This is a genomic window from Candidatus Ornithobacterium hominis (genome assembly GCF_951229915.1).
Lineage (GTDB): Bacteria > Bacteroidota > Bacteroidia > Flavobacteriales > Weeksellaceae > Ornithobacterium > Ornithobacterium hominis.
Window position 1 is genome coordinate 1,087,280 of sequence record NZ_OX579588.1, and the last position, 17,529, is coordinate 1,104,808.

At 33.5% G+C, this 17,529-nt stretch carries 15 protein-coding genes; 3 read left to right on the forward strand and 12 right to left on the reverse strand.

The features are described from left to right. Positions 1 to 100: 100 nt before the first annotated feature. Positions 101 to 4,651 (reverse strand): translocation/assembly module TamB domain-containing protein, encoded by a 4,551-nt coding sequence (locus QOX03_RS05050; protein ID WP_283670278.1) that lies wholly within the window; start codon positions 4,649 to 4,651, stop codon positions 101 to 103. A gap of 33 nt (positions 4,652 to 4,684) precedes the next feature. Between QOX03_RS05050 and tsaD the strand changes: the two genes are divergently transcribed. Both tsaD and QOX03_RS05060 read left to right on the forward strand, forming a co-directional pair. After that, entirely contained in the window at positions 4,685 to 5,692 is a 1,008-nt protein-coding gene (gene tsaD, locus QOX03_RS05055; protein ID WP_283670279.1) for a tRNA (adenosine(37)-N6)-threonylcarbamoyltransferase complex transferase subunit TsaD, read from the forward strand. Then, positions 5,689 to 6,399 (forward strand): RsmE family RNA methyltransferase, encoded by a 711-nt coding sequence (locus QOX03_RS05060; RefSeq protein ID WP_283670280.1) that lies wholly within the window; start codon positions 5,689 to 5,691, stop codon positions 6,397 to 6,399. The genes tsaD and QOX03_RS05060 overlap by 4 nt, the downstream gene beginning before the upstream one ends. Here the strand turns inward: QOX03_RS05060 and QOX03_RS05065 are convergent. Beyond that, a complete protein-coding gene (locus QOX03_RS05065; RefSeq protein ID WP_283670281.1) occupies positions 6,389 to 6,670 on the reverse strand; it encodes a DUF493 domain-containing protein in 282 nt (93 codons plus the stop codon). The genes QOX03_RS05060 and QOX03_RS05065 overlap by 11 nt on opposite strands. A gap of 3 nt (positions 6,671 to 6,673) precedes the next feature. Continuing rightward, positions 6,674 to 7,315, reverse strand: coding sequence for a pyridoxamine 5'-phosphate oxidase (gene pdxH / locus QOX03_RS05070; protein WP_283670282.1), 642 nt, complete (start codon positions 7,313 to 7,315; stop codon positions 6,674 to 6,676). 35 nt (positions 7,316 to 7,350) lie between these two features. On the opposite strand from pdxH, the gene QOX03_RS05075 reads away from it, so the two are divergent. Next, on the forward strand, positions 7,351 to 7,905 hold the full coding sequence (locus QOX03_RS05075; protein ID WP_119057537.1) for a YqgE/AlgH family protein: 555 nt from the start codon (positions 7,351 to 7,353) through the stop codon (positions 7,903 to 7,905). Here QOX03_RS05075 and QOX03_RS05080 read toward each other — a convergent pair. The 9 genes from QOX03_RS05080 to QOX03_RS05120 form a co-directional block, all read right to left on the reverse strand. Beyond that, positions 7,894 to 8,700 carry an aminotransferase class IV gene (locus QOX03_RS05080; protein ID WP_283670283.1) on the reverse strand — a complete coding sequence of 269 codons (807 nt, stop codon included), beginning with the start codon at positions 8,698 to 8,700 and terminating at the stop codon, positions 7,894 to 7,896. The genes QOX03_RS05075 and QOX03_RS05080 overlap by 12 nt on opposite strands. After that, a complete protein-coding gene (locus tag QOX03_RS05085) occupies positions 8,684 to 9,064 on the reverse strand; it encodes an START-like domain-containing protein (protein ID WP_119057535.1) in 381 nt (126 codons plus the stop codon). Before QOX03_RS05085 ends, QOX03_RS05080 begins: the two co-directional genes overlap by 17 nt. A 223-nt stretch (positions 9,065 to 9,287) precedes the next feature. After that, entirely contained in the window at positions 9,288 to 10,697 is a 1,410-nt protein-coding gene (locus QOX03_RS05090; RefSeq protein ID WP_283670284.1) for a TlpA family protein disulfide reductase, read from the reverse strand. A 232-nt stretch (positions 10,698 to 10,929) separates the two neighbouring features. Continuing rightward, the gene (locus QOX03_RS05095; protein ID WP_283670285.1) at positions 10,930 to 12,270 is read right to left on the reverse strand and encodes a RagB/SusD family nutrient uptake outer membrane protein; all 1,341 of its coding nucleotides are present in this window, start codon (positions 12,268 to 12,270) and stop codon (positions 10,930 to 10,932) included. Between the two features lie 2 nt (positions 12,271 to 12,272). Beyond that, entirely contained in the window at positions 12,273 to 15,638 is a 3,366-nt protein-coding gene (locus QOX03_RS05100) for a SusC/RagA family TonB-linked outer membrane protein (protein ID WP_283670286.1), read from the reverse strand. A 429-nt stretch (positions 15,639 to 16,067) separates the two neighbouring features. Further along, on the reverse strand, positions 16,068 to 16,319 hold the full coding sequence (locus QOX03_RS05105; RefSeq protein WP_283670287.1) for a hypothetical protein: 252 nt from the start codon (positions 16,317 to 16,319) through the stop codon (positions 16,068 to 16,070). Positions 16,320 to 16,454: 135 nt separating this feature from the next. After that, complete coding sequence (locus QOX03_RS05110; RefSeq protein WP_283670288.1) at positions 16,455 to 16,775, reverse strand: hypothetical protein; 321 nt, start codon at positions 16,773 to 16,775, stop codon at positions 16,455 to 16,457. Further along, on the reverse strand, positions 16,765 to 17,208 hold the full coding sequence (locus QOX03_RS05115) for a TreTu family toxin (RefSeq protein WP_434800619.1): 444 nt from the start codon (positions 17,206 to 17,208) through the stop codon (positions 16,765 to 16,767). The genes QOX03_RS05110 and QOX03_RS05115 overlap by 11 nt, the downstream gene beginning before the upstream one ends. A gap of 18 nt (positions 17,209 to 17,226) precedes the next feature. Then, a complete protein-coding gene (locus QOX03_RS05120; protein ID WP_119058106.1) occupies positions 17,227 to 17,523 on the reverse strand; it encodes a hypothetical protein in 297 nt (98 codons plus the stop codon). Positions 17,524 to 17,529 lie beyond the last annotated feature (6 nt).

The following is a 17,529-nucleotide window of genomic DNA, read 5'->3' on the forward strand; positions in this document are numbered from 1 at the left end:
GAACAAAATTAAGAATAAAATTCAATTATTTAAACAAAAACACATGATATATTACCAAGAAAATAAATCATATGCTAAATAAAAGGGTTTGTTAAAAAATTTATTTAAATTGTAGGAATGATATATCTTTTTTGTTTTGTCTTTGTTTGAGCGAGTCTTTTATTCGTCTGCTTTCTTCTTTTATGCTATCCATTCGGGGGGCTGATTCTTCTTTGATGGGTGAGATATTTTTTTCTTGTTCAGCTTTTTTAAACGTAAATAAATCTCTAAAATGGTAAAACGACTTCCTATAGACTATCCCTGCGCCGTAGCTTTGGGTATAACTGACGTTGACGTTGTAATTCTCTAACCCAATAGTAGAAGGGCGTGAAAATGCACGGAAACGTAATCCTCCATCAGCTGCTTTTGAGATGTCATAATCTAACTCTAGTTGTGTTGTAATCTGCTCATTATATTGTGAGCCGAGAGGCGTGCCTACAGCTCCGTTGATTGATAATCGCTTATTTATAGCGAGATTAAACTCCGTTTGAATTTTATCTGATTGATTTCGGCTGTCTGAAGATTGTAGATAAGTCGGGTTGATTTCTAAGCCTGGGATGATATTAGAAAACACGTTCCCTACCTGCTTACTCAAAAGTTCAAAAGCTGATGCTGCGGCTGCATCTGTTGCTGTACTTGCGCCGATGGTTTCACTGGAATCAAATCTTCCTAAAACTAAAATAGACCCTACCTGCCTTATTTTCTCATCAGGATTATCCCTTAATTTGCTGGAAAGTAAGTTTTTCACTTGTGTACTGGTTTCTGGAGTTTCTAAATCTAAGTTGATTTGAGTATTTTTTAGGTCTCCATTGACTCCTATAATTAAATCCACCACGGTGGGCTGTACATAGTTGATTCCCAAGTAAGTACCAATGTTATTTACATTTCTGGAGTAAACAGCTTTGATGTTCATTTGGGTATTGTATGGGTCGCCAGTAAAACGGATAAAACCTCCTTTCTCTATGTCAAAATCTTTGTTGATGATGATGCCTTCTCTATAACTATAAATTCCGTCGGTGATGTTATAATCACCATTGATGCTTAAATTCCCAGCCTTGTTCATTGCTATTTCAAAGTTTTCAGCAAAGCCCTGTGCTTGTATCACATCATTGCTTTTCTCATCTAGCACGAGGTTTACAATTGTCTTATCATCTACATCCACGACTAAATCCATTGAAAAACCTTGAATTTTCTGAGAATTTTTTTCACTCTCTACCAGCTGACCTGATTCGTCATAAGAATAAAATTGTATGAATTTATTTTCTCCTATTGTTTTAGTCCCTCCTGTATTGATATTGATGATTGAACCTTTTAGAACCTTCGCATCAAAGCCTGTTGAGACTTCTAAATCTGCTGCGGGACCAAACATGTATAATTCCCCTTGAACGAAAGCCTTACCGTAGAAAAGTTCATTATCGGCTACGGTAGTATTCATCACCATCACACGGTCACTAGAAATTTCTAAATCCAAAAACCAATCTGAAATACTAGAAAAAATCAAAGAACCATCTACCATAGCTTTAGTTTTACTCGTAGATTCTATTATTTCTACTTGCGCTAAATCTAGCAAACCACTTTGCCCTGGCTGCTTGTTTAAATCAAACTCATTTTCACCTATCAAGGTATAGTAAGTGCCAAGATAAACCACCCGAAAGCCTAAATCTCGAGTCGTTATATTTCCTACAAAACTTGGATTTCCCACATCTCCCTTCACCGCTACTTCACCAGAGATTTCCCCTTTCCACTGGCTCAGAATGTCTGACAGAAAAGCATCCATCAAATTCACATTAAAGTCATCAAAATTCGCCAATAAATCCAACTGAGGTTTTTCGCCTTTGTTATCTATCGCCCCTGTAAGAATTAATGTATTGATTTCATTGCGGTCTAAACTTCCGTTGATATTGAAGAGATTATCACCCACGCTATACTCTGCATCTGCAACAAAACGGCCTACGTACTGCTCTTTAAGATAAATGCTATCTACCACAATATCAGCAATTGGTCTCAAACTATTGTTAGATTTTGTGACATTTAATTTTCCATTTACCGTTCCACGCAGCCCGAGATCTCCTAAATAGTAATTAGGTATAGCCTTCTCAAGTTTGACTTTATTGACATCAGCCTGAAGTTTAAAATTGTCATCATCAACATAATTTGCATTGATTTTCAAGAATTGTTCTTCAGAATTTAATAAAATTTCGACCAAATCATAGTTATTTTTTTCAAAATCAATAATAGCATAATTAGAATCAGAATCACTAAACTGATTGATATTCCAAACTTGCTCATCAAACTTTATCGTACTGGGGGAAAATCCAATTTTTATTTTTTGATTGGCATCATAGGTCTGATAAAAATTTAAATCATACTCGCCATACAAATTTTCACCTGTGAAAAAATGTGCTTTTGCCAGCAAGGTATCGCTTTTAGTTTTCCCTTCAAAATTAAATTTCTCAACATTAATTCCTTGGACTTCAATTTTATCAGCCTTAGCAGAAAAAGACTTGTCAATAGATGTAGAAGCCAAAAAATGCAAATTTTGTGCAATGTAATTTTGATATTTTACTTCAGGTGTTTTAAAATCAACTTCAAATATTTTTTCATCATTATTTAACGTCCCAACTAATAGAGAATTAGGCTGAATATTACTTTCTGGAACAAAAAACTTCAATAAATCACTTTCAATTTTAATGGCATAATTTAAATATTGATTCTTATTTACTTGCTTATGCTCGTAATTTACCATGAAATTCCCCACTCCATTTTCAAATAAAACACCCAATTCATCTAAATGAAATTTTCCAATAATTTTCCCTGAGAGATACCCCGGTATATTGGCATCTATATTTTTCTGTTGTAATTCATCTTGGTATACCGACACATTAGACTTCGGCAAATTCATTTGCACGGTATCTGAATTGAAAGTTAAATTTTGAATCTTGAATTCTCCACTTAAATCATTGATTTCACTAAAGTTTGTAACTCCCTCTATATCACCACTAATCCAAGTATTCTTTGTCTTAGAAATACCAAAGTAATTTAAATTTAAATAATCGATTTTTGAGTTAAAATCCATTTTTAATTGAGGCGCACTAAAGTCAAAAATTCCTTGATAGTTTAGCCTTGCTTTTTGGCTATCATTTATCGCCAAAAATCCTTTAAATGCTCTTTGAGCAAGCTTTCCATCAAAATTAATATGATTAAATCGATTATTATTAAATTCTAAGTAATTCAACTTCCCTACTGCATCAACGTCCAATAAATCCAAATCATATCCACGCCCATCAAAGCGAATATTTCCACTCACTTTACCCAGATTTTCTGTACCTGCCAAAGCTCCTAGGTGAAATTGGTCGGTATTTAGACTCCCTTGGTAGTGTGGGTGATTTCCGCTGTAATCAGATAACACTAAATCCAATTGCCCGTTACCCAATTTTGTAGACGCAAAACCTTTGGCTCTCAAATACTTACCATCCAAGCTAAAGTTTCCAACGTAGCTCATTTTCCCAAATCGAGCAATAAAATCTGTAATATACTGAGTATAATTTTGGGGTAAAATTTGTTTTAATTCTGTGTAAGAGGTCGCTAGATTTAGGTCTTGCCCAGAGAGAGAAAATCCATCTTTCATCAAATTCTGGAAATTTAAATACTGCGCATCGATGTAAGTTTCTTTATTCTTTAGTGAAAATTTTTTAAGGCTTAAATTATTTAAGAATCCTTTCACCTCTCCTGAAAGACTAAAAACTTGATTCTCTTGCCAATTAGGAACAAAATATCTTAAATCTTTATAAGCAAATTTATTATTTTCAGTAAATTTTGCATTCCATTCTACACGATCACTAAAGTTAGAAAATTGGCTTATATGATCGTACGTCAAATGTAAAAATCCGTTTAAATGAGAAGATTGCGTTTCTAAATTCAAGTCATTGAAAAACAAACCCTTATCTGTCATTTTAAAATTTGTAGTCAAATCTTTCAGTTGGTATTTTTCTCTGTTTTTCACCGCATCAAAACGCAACTTTTTAATTCTCGCAATATAAGTTTTCCCCTCTACACTAATTTTTTCTAATCTAGCATTCAAGCGATTAGCATCTAGCCAGACTTTCGAATTCTGAACCAAATTATGATTTATAATTTTCAGTTTCCCATTTTGTATTTCCAAATTCCCTCTCAAAACAAATTCAGAATCGCCCCTTGTGCTATCTTCTAAAACAAACTTATCGATAAATTTGATGAAATTAGATTTCTCTTCGCCCAAGTAAGTAAACACATCTACGCGAGGATTTACCAAAGTTGCCGCATTTATATTGACGTGATTGGAATTCCGATACAAGTCTAGCCAACTAATTTCTGCCGTAAGCTGCGGAATATTGATAAATTCATAATTTCTATGATCTTTCGCCGTGACTTGGTATAATTTGACATTGCCTAAGTAATTGATATTTACTTTTCCTATCTTTACCTGAGTGCCAAACTGCTCATTTACCCTTTCCATCACTTTTGATGCTACTTCGGACTGTACAGCAGGAATTTGAATGACGACCATGAGCAGCAACAGCAGTGCTAAAACCGATGCCAATAAAATAAATAAAATTCTAAATAAATGCTTCAAAGCTTAAACATTAAAAAAAGTTAACTTTGCCATATGAAAGACCCTATAATCGTTGGCATAGAATCTTCTTGTGATGATACTTCTGTTGCAGTGCTTCAAGGTAATAAAATTTTATCTAATGTCATTAATAGTCAAAAAATTCATCAAAAATATGGCGGCGTTGTTCCTGAGCTAGCATCCAGAGCCCATCTCAGAAACATCATACCCGTTTTCACGGTTGCCTTGCAAGAAGCAAATATATCGCTTAAAAATGTAAATGCCATAGCTTTTACGCAAGGACCTGGGCTAATGGGTTCACTTTTGGTCGGCAGCAGCTTTGCCAAGAGTTTGTCTCAGGCACTCAGCATTCCCCTCATCGGTGTCAATCACATGCAAGCTCATATTTTTGCTAACTTTTACGATGAAAAAAATTCACCTGACTTTCCGTTCCTGTGTCTCACAGTAAGTGGCGGCCATACACAAATTGTGAAAATAGAAAGTATAGATTCGCTCAAGGTAATTGGCGAAACCAAAGACGATGCTGCTGGCGAAGCCTTTGATAAAATTGGTAAAATGCTCGGTTTGCCCTACCCTGCTGGTCCGTGGATAGACCAACATTCAAAAACAGGAAACAAAAATCGCTTTGATTTCACCAAACCAAAAATGGACGCTTATAATTTCAGCTTCAGTGGATTAAAAACGGCAGTAAAATATTTCCTAGAAAAAAAATGTGATGAAAATCCTAACTTTATTCAAGAAAACTTGAATGATTTATGCGCTTCCATCCAAAAAATTATTGTAGAGACTTTATTAGAAAATTTTTTAAAGGCTTCTAAAAATTTAAATATCAAAAATTTAGTTCTAGCAGGAGGAGTATCCGCAAATTCTCTTCTTCGAAATAAATTTTTAAGTTTAGAAAAAGAAAATTACTCAATTCACATCCCCCCCATTGAATTAACTACAGATAATGCCGCAATGATTGCCATCGTAGGGCGATTGAAATACGAGAATGCTCTTTTTTCTGATTTAAGTGTAACTGCTAACCCAAGATTAAAACTATGAATTTATTTTTTGCTCATTTTGAGAACAACCAAGCCATTTTAGATGAAAAAGAAACGCATCATTTAGAAAAAGTTTTAAGGCTTAGAAAAAATGATAAAGTCTTGGTCACCGATGGCAAAGGCAAAATGTTTGAAGGTCATGTTCTAGAAATTACAAAAAAACAAAGCTTAATCTCTCTAGGAAAAGAGCGAGAAATTCAAAATAATTTCCCTGAACTTTCAGTCGCTTTTGCACCGACAAAATCTAATGAGCGTTCTGAAATTTTGATTGAAAAAATAGTGGAACTAGGCGCAAGAAATATATTCCCTATAACGTCTTTTCATTCCGAAAGAAGAAAAATTAACGTAGAACGATGGCAAAAAATTGCAGATGCCGCAACTAAACAAAGCTTGAAAGCTCATCGCTGCCAATTATATGATTTGCAGGATTTTAAAAATTTTCTAAGCCTTAAAAAAAATCTAGAAAATAAATTTATAGCCCATTGCAATTCAGCGATACCAACTAGTTTGCTAAAAAACGTTCTGTCGCCTGGCGAAGATAGTCTAATTCTAATCGGCCCCGAGGGTGATTTTTCTGAAGATGAAATTCATACAGCTATAGATTTAGGCTACAAAAGCATTAGCTTTGGAAATCAGAGATTTAGAACAGAAACTGCCGGAATTTATTTTGCAAGCGTTTATAACTTTCTGAATACATTTAGAGCATGATGACTCCTTTGATTTCTCCTACTTTTTTATAATAAAAAATGACTTGGTCTGCATCTAATGCAAAAATTCTAACGGTAATGCTCGTGTATTTACCTTTTTTGGATTCTCGGGTTGCCACTTGTGGCCTAGCTCCATCAAAGATTTGCTGAATTTCTGCCATCGTTTTATTGCTTGTTGGTATGATAAATTTATAAACAAAATCGGTAGGAAATTCTTCAACTTTATTTAACTCGTTTTTCAAACGCTCATAAAAATCTTTTTCTTCATTCATTTTTTAAGGGGCTAATCGTTCTATTTTCCAATCATAATTCTCCTGCAAAGTGTATCGAAATCTATCGTGTAATCGATTGGGTCTTCCTTGCCAAAACTCCATACTCATTGGCCTTACTAGGTATCCACCCCAATTTTTTGGCCGCTTTGGTAGGGTATTATTTTTTTCTAAAGCCTTAATTTTTTCTTCTAAAACTTCTTTGCTAGAAATCACATCGCTTTGTGGTGAAGCAATCGCACTATATTGACTTGGTAGAGGTCGAGACTCAAAGTAACCATCAGATAAATTTTCAGCCAATTTTTCGGCTCTTCCTTTAATGATGATTTGCCGCTCCAAGACAGGCCAAAAAAAAGATAAGCATATGTGGGGATTTGCCGCTATGGCTTTTCCTTTCTCGCTATCATAATTGGTGTAGAAGACAAAGCCTTCTTCCGTATATTTTTTGAGCAAAACCACCCTCGCTTTAGGGAAGTCATCCAGCCCTATTGTCGTCACAGTCATTGCGTTAGCTTCAGTAATTCCCTCATCAGAATCTGCTTCTAAAAACCAATCTCTGAAGAACTCCAAAGGATTTTCTTTCAGATTTTCCTCCAGTAGTTTCTCTTTCCCATAAGATTTTCTGTAATTACTTAAATCTTGCTCCATACAATTTCTTATCTTTATCAAAGATAACTATTTCAATGGAAAAATTCTTAATAAAACCAGGAACAATTTTAATTTCAAAACCAAGTCTTAGCGTAGACATTTTTAGCCGAAGCATTGTTCTAATTACCGATTACTCTGAATTTGGAGCGGTTGGTTTTGTACTGAACAAAGCAACTGATTATAAAACAGATGATTTAATAAAGAATTTCCCTTTTGATATTACAGTTTTTGAGGGCGGACCCGTAGAGCAGGACAATTTATTCTATATCCATAGTCTAAAAAATATACCCAATGCAATTGCTGTTACAAATCATTTGTTTTGGGGTGGAAATTTACAAGAAATCAATCATCAAATAAATTTTCTAAGCCTTAAAAATTTTAATCAAATTAAATTTTTCATTGGTTACAGCGGCTGGTCTAGCGGCCAATTAGAAGAAGAAATAAAAAATAACTTTTGGGCCGTTGTAAATGATTATTCCTTCAATCCAATTGATATTCAAGAAGTTGAAGACTGGAAGAAACAAATGACTAATCTTGGCGGAGAAAATCTTCTTTGGGCCAATATGCCTGAAAATCCTTTATTGAACTAATTCAAGTAATTTTTTTTTAATTGCCTGAATATAATGATTGTCAAAATCCGTTTTTCTAAATTTGCTTAACGAAATAAGCTTATAAAATGGCGTGAAAATAAAACATTCATCTGCTTTTGTGATTTCAAATGGGGGTAGTGTTTTTTCTGAAACTGCATCAAACTCTGGCCATTTTTGGGCTAAAAGTAAAAATTTTTGACGAGCAGCAGTATCTCTTGCTCCATCATCCAAGCGAGGAGTTAATAATTCTTGCCCTTTAATTAAAAAAACATTTCCATAAAAAGAGCCAGTTAAATGGTTATTTTGATTTAACAAAAAAATATCATCCAATTCATTTTCAGCCCTGTACGTATTTAATGCATGCAAAAATCCATTAGAAAAATTAATCTGCGAAGAGAGATTATTTGCCATAAAATCTTCTCTATAAATTTCAACTTCATTAAAGGTTGAAGTCTCTGGTTCTCTATGATTTTCATAAACGAGATGCTGCAATCCTTCTCCATTTAAAATACAAGAATAGAGAAGATTTACTGAAATTTTACGATTATTTATAAAAGCATTTATATTTTCGATAAAATATTCTAATGTAAAGTCTAGAGAGATTTTAAATCTAGCTTTCCTAAGATTAGCAATCAGATGAAAATAATGATTTTCTGGGAAAATAATTTTGCCTTTGATGACTGTAATTTCTTCTCTGATGTGGAAATTCTCTAGCAAAGAAAGTGTATTTAAATTTATTTCTTCATGTTTAAAGAATTTATGCGTATTATAAACAAATTTATGATCCGATGGCATGCTTTAAATCTTCCAATTGAGTTAACCATAATTCTTTTGCAGACTCTATTTCATCACTTTCGGCAAAGTCTGTCACAATAAGAGAAACATCATTTGTGAGGTCATCTACTTGTATTTTAATCTCAAAATAATATTTACTTCCTTCATCTTCCTCCCACCGAAATCTTACATATTCATCATATTTAGATTTAATTAAAGTAGCTGTTTGTTCAGCGCCATCCCAAATAAATTCAAATTTATCACTTCTTGAGTTTACATTATCTGCAAACCACTCAGAAAGTCCCGAGGGAGTATAAATATAGTTAAATAAAAAGCTTGGCGAAGCCTGCACAGGAACTTCTAATTCAAATTTCTTTTTTGACATTGTATTCAACTTAACATTTGTCGCAATTTAACAAAACCAAATCGAATAAAAAATTATTATAAAAACTTCTAGCCTAATAAAATTGAGAAGGCTTTAAAAAATTGCTCAAAAACACTAATCTAAAAAGTAATCTCATTTAATAATACGGGGAAGAGGTTTAAATTTTCTAAGCCTTAAAAAATTTCCATAAAAAAACCGCTCTTTTACAAAAGCGGTTTTGAATTTATAAAAATCTTGTTAATTGATCAAATAATTCTTGCTTATCGCTAGGGCGTTTAGCACCCCACACTTTCACTTTACCATCTTTCCCTACGATGATATAATATGGAATTCCATTTTTCAGCCTCTCGTCCAACTCCGCTTTTAACTGAGGATTAGCCCGCATGTGCAAACCCGTTAACCCTAAACTTTGAGTCATTGCTCTCCAGTCCTCATCTTGCCTTTCAGAATCTACCGATAAATACAAGGGTAAAACACCCATTTCTTCTAACTTTGCGTGGTTTTTCTTAGAATATTGCAATTCCAGTCGACACGCGCCACACCACGTTGCCCACAAATCTACGTAAATCACTTTGCCCCTCAGCTGCTCAAACAAATCGCTTAGAGAATTGATATTCTCATAGTTTTCCACAAAAGTGATTTCCTTTTTGGGCTGGTGATAATCTCTCACTTCTTGAATCAAGGCTTCTAATTTTTCAGCCAACGCACTGTTGGGGTATTTTTTTTTAAAGGCTTCAAAATTTCCTATCCACTCCCGCTCAAAACGGTGAGACGAAAGCCCATCATAAATCTTATTTGCCCAGTCCCATTCCTGAAGATCAGGGGCTAAAATTTCCTGAAAAAATGCAATTTGCGAAATTCCGTAAGGAACGTTACCAGCACCAAAGTTCAATCGCCCCTCCGCTTTCAAATCTTGTAAAGCTTTATATTTATCTAAAAACGGAATCGGCGATAAATAATTGGTCAAATACGGATTTTCTAAGGCTTTAGAAAAAATATCTTCATATTCTTTCCCATAAATTTTTAAAAATCTCTCAGCCAAATTCTTTTCTTCATAAAAATACCGATATGTAAAGAAGAAATCCGTAGCTAAGAAATCTTGATATTTTAATTCTAAAAGATTTGAAAATAAAGTAAATTCAGCCTGATTTATCCACTTATTTTTTAAGCCTTCATTTAATTTCTCTTGATTCTCATTCAGCCAATTTTGATGAATTCTCAATTTATCTGAAAGCGTTTGCTGAGCTTCCAATTCCTCAAATTGATTAGCATTTTCAAAAAGACCTAAATTATTTATAAATTCTTGTTTAGCCGCCGTTTCTCCTGCAAATTCATATTCTTCAGCATCAAAATTTACAACATATTTTTTGCCTGGCTCGGCATAAATCATTGCAGTCACAAAATTATTAGTCACACTCACAAATCCAGCTTTATTTAATTTCTTTTCTATCATAAATCTTTGATTTTCAATAGAAACAATTTCATTATTCGCTGCAAAATACTTACCATTTACAGGGAAATTAAAAAAGACTTCTGGATCGGGTGAATTTTTGATTTCTCCAGAAATTTGAATATTCTGTGCATTTACTGCAAAGACAATGGAAAATATTAATATAAAACTTTTAATTTTCATTTTCAGATAAATAATTGATAATTGCTTTAGTTTCTTTTTTATATAGCATTAGTTCTTTGAAAGATAATAAAGTTAATTTTAAAATCTTGATGGATGATAAATGATTTTCGGTACAAGATATACCAAATAATCTTTCTATTCCTATTATCGAACCTCTTCTATTACAAATCTATCATTTTTTTTACTCTTTTAGATTATTTTTTTTAAGGCTTAAAAAAAATTACTCCCATGGCTAATTCTGTTGCCAATCGGGGTGAAACTTCAATACCGATGCAGGAATTGGCAAAACTAGCTTTCCGCTATTGGGCGTTGCCGTATACTTCACGCCACCATATTCATGTGTGATGCTTTGTTCTAAGCCTGGAATCAAATTTCTTCTCTTCACATCAAAAACATGTGTTAGCGTAAAGTAAATTTCTTTTCTTCTTTCGTTTAAAATGTATTTTAACAATTCGCTTTGATTTGAAAAATCTGAAGCCATCAGCGGCTGATAATTAATGATTCGCTTTTCGCCCAATTGATTCAAATCTTTGATTGCCTCTTCGTTCTTGCCTAAGTGGGCATTGGCCTCTGCTCTTGTGACATACATCTCGCCCACCGAGGGTAATTGATTGTGATAAAAGACAATGGCTGAATAGACTCCATAGCCAGGGTAAAAGGTGAAAAATTTGCTGTACCTGGTATCATTTACCGTATCTATAATGGATTTTAGATCTTTAGACGGGTTGGTATACGTTCCTGATGAGCCGCTAAAGAATCGAGAGCTGTATTGCTGGCTTTCATATGCTGTGCTAATGTTTTCTGCTTCCACATAATCAGCTAATTTACCTTTGATTTCCAGCGCTTTATTAGCTGCATTTAGTGCTTTTTCAAAATCAGATTTGTATAAATAGATTCGTGCTAGGAGAGCATAGCCAGCTGCTTTGTCTGGTCTGGCTTTTCCGATTTTATTATTAGGTAAATTGGGAATTGCTTCTTCTAGATTATTTAGAATAAATTCATAGACTTCGCCTACGGTGTTTCGTGAGCCAATTTTTTGTGTAATATCAGCTTCTCTCACCAACGGAACGCCTGGCGTATCAGCATTTTTTGGGCTATAATGTTTTGCAAAGGTGTTAACTAGATAAAAGTAATCTAAGGCTCTAAAATATTGTGCCTCTGCTTTGACTCTAATTTTATCTTGAGCTTTGTATCCTACGGCATCTTGAGCGGCATCAACTTCATTGATGATTTTATTGTAAATATAAATATTCCCATAAGCTTCATCCCATGCTGGGACTGTAGTTGAGGGGTTGTAAAATCTTAAATCTCCGTAAGAATATAATTGAAAGTTCTGATAATCAGGATTATTAGTATCTAAACTTAATTCTTCAGAAAACTCAAAATCATTACCAGTAAATCCTAAAATTTCTGCATTATCAATGCTATGAATGCTGTAGGCGTGTCCATTGAGTAATAAGTCGTAATCTTCTATAGTCTTGGGTATTACAACGCCTTTGGGCTGAACGTCCAAATAGTCGTTGCAAGCTGTGATAGTGGCTAAAATAGATAGAAATATAAATTGTTTTTTCATGATTAAAATATTAAGTTTAAACCTAAAGTAAATGATTTCTGAACTGGGGAGGTTCTTACGCCTAGACCTTGGGTTTCTGGGTCTATACCTTCGTTATTTTTTGCCCATAGCCACAAGTTGCTTCCCCTCACATTTAAGGTTAATTCTTGTAATCCTATTGAGCTAGAATAATTTTGAGGTAAGGTGTAGCTTAACACTACATCTCTTAGGCGAATAAAATCACCGTCGATGACGTTTTTGCTGCTTCCTGCTAGCAAATTGCTGTAAACAACAGAGGATCGCGCTGGAATGTCTGTCACAAGTTCATCTCCTGGCTTTTGCCATGCTTTTGCTACATCTGCATGCACGAGGCTGACGTTTCTACTTAGAATTTCACCATTATACGTGTCTTTCAGCAATTTATGCCCTCCTTGATAAATAAATAAGAATGAAAGTACAAAGTTATTCCATCTTAAATTATTATTCAAACCAGCTACATGTATAGGCAAAGAAGAGCCTGCCTCTACTAGATCTTCTATGTTAAAGACATTCACATCAGTATTTGTATCTATGTTTACTAATTTCCCGCTAGCTTGTCTTAGTTGAGCTATCCCTTCTGAGTTCAAACCTGCAAAATTAGTCACATACAATGCATTTGGTGCTCCACCTTTCAAGTTCATAATGCTACCTGCATATCTGTAAGCGTGAGCTTCGTTAAAGTAAACTTCTTTTACTTTTCCTTTATTATACCTGAAGTTCAGTTGCGTTTCCCAACTAAATTTATTAGTCAATACATTCTTTGTTCTAAGCCCAATTTCATAACCGTTATTGATGATACTGGCATCATTTCTCATGGCGTTTCCTGTTCCTAAAGTTGGGTCAATTTGTACATTAGATAAAATATCTTTTGAGTGTTTGCGGTAATAGTCTAAAGAGAGGTTCAATCTATTTTTCCAAAAATCAGTATCAAGCCCAAAGTTAAAAGTCCCCGTTTGTTCCCAACGAAGGTTTGGCGTACTATGGCTAGTAAGGCTCAGCCCCATTAAGTTTCCTACCCTTTGGACATAGGCTTTATGCGCAATATCAAATGGGCCAACATTATTAGCAATATTTCCATTAAATCCGTACGAAACCCGTAAATCTAAATTAACCGCATTTTCTTTTAAAAAAGCCTCTTCCCCTGCTCGCCACTTCGCTCCTACAGACCAAAATGGCTTATAGCGATACGCTGGGTCTGTACCAAATAAATTAGATTGATCTATTCTTGTGCTTGCTGTCAAAATATATTTATTTCCATAAACATACTGTGCATTGGCGTATAGTGAGAAAAACCTATTCTCACTGCTTCCAAACGAATTATCAAATACTAGCCCGTTACGGTAAGCATTGCCTCCTGGCATATAAATTTTCTCAAACTGATTATTATAAAAATTGTAATAATTAACTGGTAAAAATAAATTAGAATTAGCATCGTAGCCCAATCGGTCTGTAGAAGTTGATTCCGCTTGATTCGTTTGAATTTCACTTCCTACCAAAATATTCACATAGTGATTCCCCCAAGTTTTGTCAAAATCCAATTGCCCTCTGAGCAAATAGCTGGTTTCTTCTCCGCGCGTTTCTTGCAACCTCCCCCCGATAGGGATGATTAAATCTGCCTTGTCCCCCGTGTAAGACAACGGCGTAAAGTTATTGATAAGATGCCTCATATACCAAGAATCTGCATGAGCTAAATTCGCTGTTTTTAAAGCCTTTTTTTGAATTTTCCCTCCCAATCTTAAAGTTACATCACGAGTCAAATCATAGTTGAGTAAACCTTGAACCCTTACCGACCAATCATCATTATGGTAGGCATAGCGTTTGAAATCCAGTGCTGGATAATATGTTTCATCTAGCAACCCAGCATTTATCAGTCGTTGAATTTCATAAGCATCCTTTCCTCCAAAAATTCCATTATCAATATTCCTATAAGCTGGTTTGGTAACAGATAGGGGATTTCTATGCTCGTCTAAAAGCCTGTCATAAGAACTAATATTAAAAATATCAGTAAAACTATTCGTATTTGCAAAATTCAAAGGATTTGATGAATACCGATTTAAACTTAAATTACTTTGAAAATTAAAATTCAACTTTTGAGTAAAGTTAACATCTGAAACAAAATCGAATAGAATTCGGTTATTCTTGTAATTCTTAATATTCAAAAACTCATCAGTATAGTTGAGCGAAGTTCGATATGTGATGAATTCATTCCCTCCCAAAACCGAAATATTCTGCTGATTAGTCAAAGGATTTTGCAAATAAACGTCTTTCAAATCCTTGGTATTATCTAAATTTTTTAAGGCTTGTAATTTACTATCAAACTCTGTAGCAGTAATGTAGCCATAGTGCAAATCGCTATAGAGTTGGTATACATTGTTATTCGCCCCGACACGATATGTGGCATTAGGTTTATTTGTTTCAAAAGCATTTCTATAATTAATAATGCTTCCACTAGCCACTTCTTGCTTAGCAATTTGAGACTGAATCTCTACCAATTCGCTTGAGTTCACACGGTTCATCACATAGCCAATATCCACTTTTTCCATAAAAGTTAAATTACTTGTATAGCGAATTTGCGTGCCAGATTTTCGCCCTTTTTTAGTTTCGATGACAATGACTCCATTAGCTGCCTTTGCCCCATAAATTGAACTCGCTGCAGCATCTTTCAGCAAATTAATGCTTTTCACCTCATAAGGATTAATGCCACTTAAATCTCCTTCGTACTGAAATCCATCAACCACAATCAATGGCCTAGCGCTACCTGACAAAGTAGAGATTCCACGGATGGTCAACTCTTTAGAACTCGTAGGAGCAGAAGGATTGGTAGACAGAACTAAACCAGGGGATAAACCTTCCAATGCATCAATAATATTGGAACTTCCGCGGCGTTCAAAATTTTCTATATCAATTTTATCAAATGAACCTGCAGCTTTATTCACGTTCAATTTTTGGTATCCTGTCACCACAACATCACTCAGCAAAACCTCATCATCTATCAGCCCATCACTCATTCTTACCAAGGTGATTTCTAAAGAATTAAAGTCATCAATCACCTTAAAATCAGTGAAATAACCTGCTTTAGAAAATTGAATTTTATCATCAATCCCCACAGCTAGCAAAAAATAACCTTGCTTATCAGATACTACCGTGATTTTGCTAGTCTTATTTTGAATTTCAACGCCAGCAATGGGGTTTCCATCTTCATCTAGTACACGACCAGTTATATCTTTGACCAAACCTTGCTGGTAAATTTCAAAAGACTGATTTTCAGACAAAACAGGCAAGGCTGCCCATGAAAAACCTGAACTTAAAATCAAACTAAGAGAATACAATTTTAATCTATTCTTTTTCATTTATTTATATTAATTATTTAACTTCTTTAAATAAAAAAACCGCTACAAATATGCAGCGGTTCTGGATTCTATTTAATTGACAAAAAAAGACATTATCCATGCGCTGCAACCTTATTAAGGCACATCATCATAGAAATCATCATATTTTGTACTTGTTTTTTCATTTTGTGATGGCAAATTTAAATTAAAATATTTAACTGAACAAGTTATTTATCGTTTTTTCTAAGCCTTAAAAAAAATCAATGTTTCGTAGTGCATTATCAGACGAGATTTATTTTTAGGTTATTTTATTTTTCTTCTTAAGAAATATTTTTTAAGGCTTAGAAAATTTTTGTTAAAATTCTTGTTTTGAATCCCTCAAACTGTGTTAGTATAAATTATTCTAATCAGAAACCTCAACACCTTGCCCATACATTTCCTTTATTTTTTTCATGATTTCTTCATAAATTTCATCATACTCTTGAGCAGATACGATTTTACCTCCTTTTGGCTTAACTCCTCTTCATACCTTGCTAAACCAAATCTCAGTTTAAATATGTGAGACTCATCTGCTGTAGTTTTTATTTTGCAAAATTCTGCTTCTATTTCCTCTGCTATTTCTATAATTTCAAAATCTGTATTATCAAATTCATTATATCTCTCAATCTCTTTTCTTAATAAAGTCTGTAACCATAACTTCAAAAATTATTTCTTTATTTTTCATATATCATAAATTTTATTTTGTGCCATTTATAAATATTAGTTTTATATTAGGGAACATTTCGTTAAACTGCTCTACAAGATGCACAATAAGGACTTTTAGTTCCTGACATATATTTAGGATTCCCAATATTTTTTAATAAATTCCAAAATCTTTGATTTTATATCTTGTAGGTCAGTATATCTTTCTGACCAATTATGGCTCTTCATAGATTCATCATTTTTTGAAATATAATCAAAGTATAAATAATTATCTTTATATATTAAAATTATTCCTGAGTTATTTATATCCTCTACTTCTATTTTTAAAACACTTACATCCGCAAAAGGCATTTCTTCTCTATATATTTCTTCTCTAAAAAAAATTTGAGCTTCTTTCATTTCATTTAATGATTTAAACCATCTTTTTAAATTTAATAATAATTCGTTAAAGTCCATTTCTATCTATTATTTTAATATTTGATACTTTTGGTTGTGATACATCTAGCCCTTTTTTATTATAGAGCTTCCAACGAGGAGAACCTTTTTCATAAAAAATTCCCCAGCCTTTGCCACTTCCTCGAGTAATAGTTGTATTCTTAGGAATATCAAACTCTACATACATTTTTCCAGCAATATCTCTATAATGTTCTTTTCCTTCTAAAAGAATATGAGTTATCCCTCCACTTCTTTTCTGTAGTTGAGAAGTTTTTACCATTTTTTGATATTCTGCTTTACTCATCCAAGAACCAACTCTACTTCTCTTAATAGTTGTTATAATATTTTCTCCTTTTCCCCAAGCTAACCTTGCTGATTTTAATAATGATACCTTCTCAAATATCCTCTTAGCATCGCCTTTTTTTATTTTTTTAACTTGTCGAATTTCCTCAATAGCGCTTTGGGGGAGCTTCTATCCCTTTGTGTTATTCTCCGAACAAATTGAATTTACAATATCCTCTAAATTTTTTAATACTTTAATAAATTCCTCATAAATATTATCATTTAAATCGTTTAGCAATCCTGTTTCGTATAATATTCTACTGAAATTATTAATCTTATTAGCTATAGAACAATACTGTTTTTTATTTTTTTGATTTAAAATCTTTATGGAATTATCAATATCTTCATATCTATACTTTGAATTAAATTCATTGTATAATATTTCTTGTAACTTAATTAGCTCTAACTTTAAAAGTTCATCTTTCATAATCAA